Source organism: Vibrio aestuarianus (genome assembly GCF_012395185.1).
Lineage (GTDB): Bacteria > Pseudomonadota > Gammaproteobacteria > Enterobacterales > Vibrionaceae > Vibrio > Vibrio aestuarianus.
In genome coordinates this window covers 36,054-42,141 of record NZ_JAAZTU010000035.1, presented here as the reverse complement: position 1 = coordinate 42,141, position 6,088 = coordinate 36,054, and the positions used below count along the sequence as shown (strand labels likewise).

Genomic DNA, 6,088 nt, shown 5'->3' with positions numbered 1-6,088 from the left:
ATATATTGTAATCAGTAATAATGGATAGAATATTTAATTTGTAGGGGATTTTTTAATGCATAAACATATCCAACCACCATTGTTAGCGTTAATAATATCAATTCCATTTCATTCCTTCGCAAACGATAGCGAATTAGATTTATCAACAATGTACCAAGATGAATTCACCAAAGAGATATTTACTCAAGATGGCCGAGTTTTTAGGTCTGTCGGTAAATATCAAACCATAGATAAGCATGGCAACTATATCTATAAAGATTGTTCCGAAACGGATTTTTATGGTGACCCAAGTGTCACTCCTCCAGAAGATGCGATTTTACCAGGCCCCGAGTGTGAATTGATAGAAGTCTCTGGTGATGCAATTATCAAAATAGACAAATCTGTACGCGATGATATGGATAATTTGGACGACCGTTCTTGCCAACGTTGGGGAGGGTATGCACCACCACTAACTTGGAGTCCTTGGTCGGTCATTGCAAATCATGTAGGATGGACTGTGTATAACATATCAGTAACGATTCACGGAGATACAAGAGTAGACTCTAAAGTCAGGTATTATAACAATAGGTGGCATGAAAATAACTTCAACGGCGCCATTAATATCCTAACGTCCAATGATGTTGCTGATGTTAGCACCTCTCATTATGGAAGCCCTTTTGGGTCTTCTGTAGTAATCATGATCTGTTAGACAATGCTTATTGTTTCTAGATATTCCTTTACGCATGAGGCATATATAGCAAAAGCTAAGCTTCATTCTTTTGGTATCGATTGTCATTTAACTGATGAACACACCATAAATTCTCAGTGGCTCTACTCTGATGCAATAGGAGGCGTAAAGCTGTGGGTATTTGAACAGGATTTTGATAAAGCAAACACCATACTGGCACATGATTATTCAAATGACGTTGATGCTGTATTTTCAGACAACAGTGGGAATGACAACGCCAGCTGCGACGACTGTAATAGTGATGAAGTAGTAATATTCACAAAGGGTAAGTCTCTTGCTTTTGCTATTTTCATTCTTATTGGTTTTCCGTTATTTCCATTCAAACATGGTTATAAATGTAAAAATTGCAACAAGTTTTTCATCCACAGGTAATTTATTAGTAAATAAAAAGAATGAGTTATACCCAAACTACTTGGAGTTGCAGCTAGGCGGCAAGAATACCTCTCCGAGCATACATCTCACTGAACCACCACCGATATTTTCAATCGTTTTGACGTTAAAAGGCAACAATTTACCATGGCTCGCAAGCTGTGAGCGTTGCGCTGGAGAAAAAGCATCAAAGGCAGATTTCGACATCGCAATCACTTTATCACCATTAACAGTCTCTAATTGCAAAATATTGCCGCAGAAACGGTTCATCTGATCCAATGAAATAGAAATAACCTGCTTGTCTTTCGCCAGTGATTTCACAACAAATCGACGTTCAAATTCTGGAATCACTTCATCACAAATAACGCAGAAGTTTTCACCTACCGCCATCATCACGTTAGTGTGGTAAACCGGTTGCCCTGAAGGCAAAGCCGTTTGGAACGAAACAACCCGCGGATAACCGATTCGATTGGCATAATCTTCTAACACTTCACGGTCACAACGTTGCGACAAAGCAGCATAAATCGTCCTGTTACTATGATCCATCACCATCACACCGGTACTTTCGAGATACGCGTTGCTGTCTTGATAATCAAGTAACGAATCTTGTGCTGACACCACTCTTCCGGCATATTTTAACGCCTCAATAAGCGCTTTAGGCCTCACCTCATGCTGACGATTTTTACACGCCATTGGGAAAGAAAATAACTTGCCATCAGCAGTGGTACTGAACCAGTTATTAGGAAAAACCGCATCTGGAGTCTCCTGCTCGGAAAGTGGATAATCAAACTCGACCACCTGCACACCTTCGCTACGCAATGAATCAACCATCGTTCTAAATTCGGCCATTGCAAGCTCACGAACTTGCGCTGTTGTTAGCGATACTTGATGCTGAAACTCATTATCTTGCGCGGTTTGTGCATTAAACTTGAACTCTTTTGGTGGCACCATCACAACGCAATTAGCGTTTTGTACGTTTTTCAATTCTGGCTGTGAGAGCAATTGTCCTTGTAACATCATAGAACTTATCCTTTCCACTTACTTAACTTGAATTGTAAACATAATGTTAAGTAAAGATTTGCTGATTTTATGATTATTTCATCGGTTTAACTTTACTCTTTTTCTGGAAATTACAAATTTATCAGCAATAATTACTGCCAAAACGGGGCGCCACTCAAAAATATGCATGGAATATGCAAAGAATATTCAGTGCTCGGTGCTCATTAAGTTGTTTGGGTATAAACGAGGGGGGTATCAAAACTAATCCGCCATTTATGTGGTGATTTCGTTATACTTCTGTTCGAATTATCTATCTCTTCCAGTTCACTGGAATTCAACGTCTGATCCTCGCACTTTAGGCTTTTGGTCTCACACATTTTAGCGAGAATTGGCATAAGGATTTTCGATGTATAAGAAATTTGAAAGCTTTACCCAAGCCTTCCCAAAAGAGGAACCACAGCAGCCGCCTAATACTCTGTGGGCATTTTGTCGCTATTACACACGTGGTTTTGAAAAGCCATTGATTGTTATGACACTGCTAAGCACGATTATTGCAGTTGTTGAAGTGTCGCTGTTTGGCTTTATGGGCAAATTGGTTGATTGGCTCTCTACCAGCAACCCTGAAACTTTTTTAGCCGACAACAGCAGTACGCTGATTGGCCTTTCAATATTGTTGTTGGTTATCATGCCGCTCTTGATTGGCCTATATTCGTTGCTTATTCACCAAACTATGTTGGGTAACTACCCAATGTCCATTCGATGGTTGGCGCACCGTTATTTGCTCAAGCAAAGTCTTTCGTTCTATCAAGATGATTTTGCCGGGCGAATCGCAACAAAGGTGATGCAAACGGCGTTATCGATTCGGGAAACGGTGATGAAAACACTTGATGTTTTTGTTTATGTTTCCGTCTATTTCACCGCCATTGTAGTGATACTTGCACAAGCTGATTGGCGCTTAATGATGCCAATGCTGGCTTGGCTCGCCGTTTATATCTGTATTCAGCTCCATTTTGTGCCCAAACTGAAAAAAGTAGCATCTGAGCAAGCCGATGCACGCTCGACCATGACTGGGCGTATCGTCGATAGCTACACCAACATTGCGACCGTTAAACTGTTCTCTCATAGCCGCCGTGAAACTGAGTATGCCGAGCAAGGCATGGAAAGTTTCTTAGATACCGTAAACCGTCAAATGCGCTTAGTGACTGGCTTTAATCTGTGTGTTGAGCTAGCAAACTATATTCTGGTTTTTGTCATTTCTGCGGTATCGATTTACCTATGGATGACCAGTGCAATCAGCATTGGTGCAATCGCTATTGCTATCAGCCTCGCACTGCGTATCAACGGCATGTCGAAATGGATCATGTGGGAAGTCGGTGCTCTGTTTGAAAATATGGGAACGGTTGTTGATGGTATGAAAACCCTGTCGAAACCCATTTCAATCCAAGATAAACCAAACGCCAAACCTTTGGTGGTACAAAATGGTGGGATCGAGTTTGACGATGTTAGTTTTCATTATGGTGAAAACAAAGGAGTGATCAGTAACTTAACGCTCAATATCAAGCCCGGAGAAAAAGTCGGTCTGGTTGGGCGTTCAGGTGCGGGGAAATCCACCTTAGTTAATTTGCTGATGCGTTTTCATGATGTAGAAAGCGGCCAAATTAAGATTGATGGTCAAGCCATTGATCAAGTAACCCAAGATTCACTACGCAGTAAAATTGGCATGGTGACACAAGATACATCTCTGTTACATCGCTCAATTCGCGACAATATTTTGTATGGCAACCCCGAAGCCAGTGAAGAGCAATTGATTCAAGCGACCAAACAAGCACATGCCCATGAGTTCATAGAAACCCTAACCGACCCATTTGGTAACGTGGGTTATGACGCGCAAGTAGGTGAACGTGGTGTAAAACTTTCTGGGGGACAACGCCAGCGTATTGCGATTTCTCGTGTGTTATTGAAAGATGCGCCATTGTTGATTTTGGATGAGGCCACTTCAGCTCTAGATTCAGAAGTAGAAGCCGCCATCCAAGAGAGCTTGAATGAGCTGATGCAAGGCAAAACCGTGATTGCCATCGCTCACCGTCTGTCAACCATTGCCGCGATGGATCGCTTGATCGTTCTCGATAAAGGCAACATTCTCGAACAAGGCACTCACCAAGAGCTGATCGCTCAAAACGGCATTTATGCTCACCTTTGGGCGCATCAAACTGGCGGTTTTATTGGCTGTGACGACGAGAATAACGAAGTAGCATAAACCTTAAGTCAGCGAGGCTTGCTTCGCTGACGCTTCCCCATTGCGCTATTTTTCCTTAGAATTCGCATCAATCAATCTCACTTCATTAGAATCGGATCATGAATAAGAGCTTAGTTACCAATATTATTGCGCTTGTGTTATTGGGCGCAGGTTACCAGTTGGACAACCAAATCGCGTTATACGCCGGCCTTTTTGCTTTCTCTGGAGCCATTACCAACTGGCTGGCCATTCACATGCTGTTTGAAAAAGTACCGGGATTGTATGGCTCTGGGGTCATTCCTGCGCGTTTTGAAGAGTTCAAAGCGGCAATAAAAAACCTGATGATGGAACAGTTTTTCACTGAGTCCAACATTGATCGTTTCCTAAATAAAGAAATGACCGGCAGTAAAACACTCAACCTAGAACCTGTGATCGCCAAAGTTGATTTCAACCCAACCTTTGATTCATTAGTTGAAGTCATTGCACAGTCGTCGTTTGGTGGCATGCTGGCGATGTTTGGCGGTACTGAAGCACTACAGCCATTAAAACAACCTTTTGTAGAAAAAATGCAGCAGTCTGTGGTTGAAATCAGCCAAAGTGAGAGTGTTAAGCAAGCATTAAAAGAACAGTTTGAATCCCCAGCGATGATGGAAGAAATTAAAGCCAACATTGAAAACATCATCGATCAACGATTGAATGAACTTACCCCTAAATTGGTCAAAGAAATGGTGCAAAAAATGATCAAGCAGCACCTTGGTTGGCTCGTAGTGTGGGGCGGCGTCTTCGGCGGTTTAATTGGTGTAATATCTTCATTCTTTGCTTAACTACCTCAATATGTAAAAAGCCAGCATCAAACGTGCTGGCTTCTTTTATCTCGGTTAGTTATTTTTTTAAGCGCAACTTATCACTTTGACTTTGGTCTTTAGCACAAATGAAATCGATTCAATATTGGCTTCAGTTTAGAGTGATCAAGTGGATAGTACTGCGGTACAAGCAGGTAGATGACACTAACAAATAACAAAGAACCATATAAATCGATCGGTCGATGCATCCCTAGCCACAGCCGGCTAAACGCAACACCACACGCCCACAACATTAAACCAGCCGCAAATAGATAACGTTTTTGTTCAACCAACAATCCACCGAAAAAGGCTAAACAAATAGCGGCAAAGATGGTGTGTCCAGATGGAAATGAGTAATCTTTTTCCCCCTGCCAATGACGCAAACGCCACTCACTAACTCGGCTCGAAACGCTTTCAATAACCTGCGCTTTTTGTACCGCATCCAATTTATAAAAATGCTCTGGGTTTGGAATAAGCAGTTGCTGGGTCATTAATTGCGTATAGGGCCGCGGACTTTCCGTTAAGTGTTTTAAGCCAGTTTTCGCACCCATACCAATTACAAGCAGTAAGCCAAGCTGAAGTACTCGATTAAGCATCATTTTCTTGGAACACCTAGTACGTGTGACTACAAAAGCCAGCGTCACTAAAGTCAAACCAAAACCCTGCCAACCTGCTGAATCGGTTAAATAAGTAAAAAACGCACCTAACTGCTCATTAACCGGTGCAGTCAAATCAATCAGCAAACCAGCATATGATATAGGAATTAACAATAAGGCAAACAACGCCAACAAAACCATACTCGTTTTTTTGATATGAATTTGATTCTTTACACCCAACACATCACTCACCACAGCACTATAAAATAGAGAGAGATAATAACGGGGCCGATGTGTAAAATGTATCAAATCGCGGTCA

General features: G+C 41.8%; 6 protein-coding genes. 4 read left to right on the top strand and 2 right to left on the bottom strand.

The genetic code is table 11. From position 1 onward, the window contains the following. Positions 1-55: 55 nt before the first annotated feature. Entirely contained in the window at positions 56-688 is a 633-nt protein-coding gene (locus tag HGG78_RS15235) for a hypothetical protein (protein WP_172533397.1), read from the top strand. A gap of 3 nt (positions 689-691) precedes the next feature. Beyond that, positions 692-1,099, top strand: coding sequence for a putative signal transducing protein (locus HGG78_RS15230; protein ID WP_172533396.1), 408 nt, complete (start codon positions 692-694; stop codon positions 1,097-1,099). 36 nt (positions 1,100-1,135) lie between these two features. Here the strand turns inward: HGG78_RS15230 and HGG78_RS15225 are convergent, their stop codons facing one another. After that, on the bottom strand, positions 1,136-2,116 hold the full coding sequence (locus HGG78_RS15225; RefSeq protein ID WP_172533395.1) for an arginine deiminase-related protein: 981 nt from the start codon (positions 2,114-2,116) through the stop codon (positions 1,136-1,138). A 385-nt stretch (positions 2,117-2,501) separates the two neighbouring features. On the opposite strand from HGG78_RS15225, the gene HGG78_RS15220 reads away from it, so the two are divergent. Both HGG78_RS15220 and HGG78_RS15215 read left to right on the top strand, forming a co-directional pair. Further along, positions 2,502-4,352 carry an ABC transporter ATP-binding protein gene (locus HGG78_RS15220; protein WP_172533394.1) on the top strand — a complete coding sequence of 617 codons (1,851 nt, stop codon included), beginning with the start codon at positions 2,502-2,504 and terminating at the stop codon, positions 4,350-4,352. A 98-nt stretch (positions 4,353-4,450) separates the two neighbouring features. Next, a complete protein-coding gene (locus HGG78_RS15215; protein ID WP_172533393.1) occupies positions 4,451-5,155 on the top strand; it encodes a DUF445 domain-containing protein in 705 nt (234 codons plus the stop codon). Positions 5,156-5,253: 98 nt separating this feature from the next. Here HGG78_RS15215 and HGG78_RS15210 read toward each other — a convergent pair whose 3' ends face one another. Next, on the bottom strand, positions 5,254-6,009 hold the full coding sequence (locus HGG78_RS15210) for a phosphatase PAP2 family protein (protein ID WP_172533399.1): 756 nt from the start codon (positions 6,007-6,009) through the stop codon (positions 5,254-5,256). Positions 6,010-6,088 lie beyond the last annotated feature (79 nt).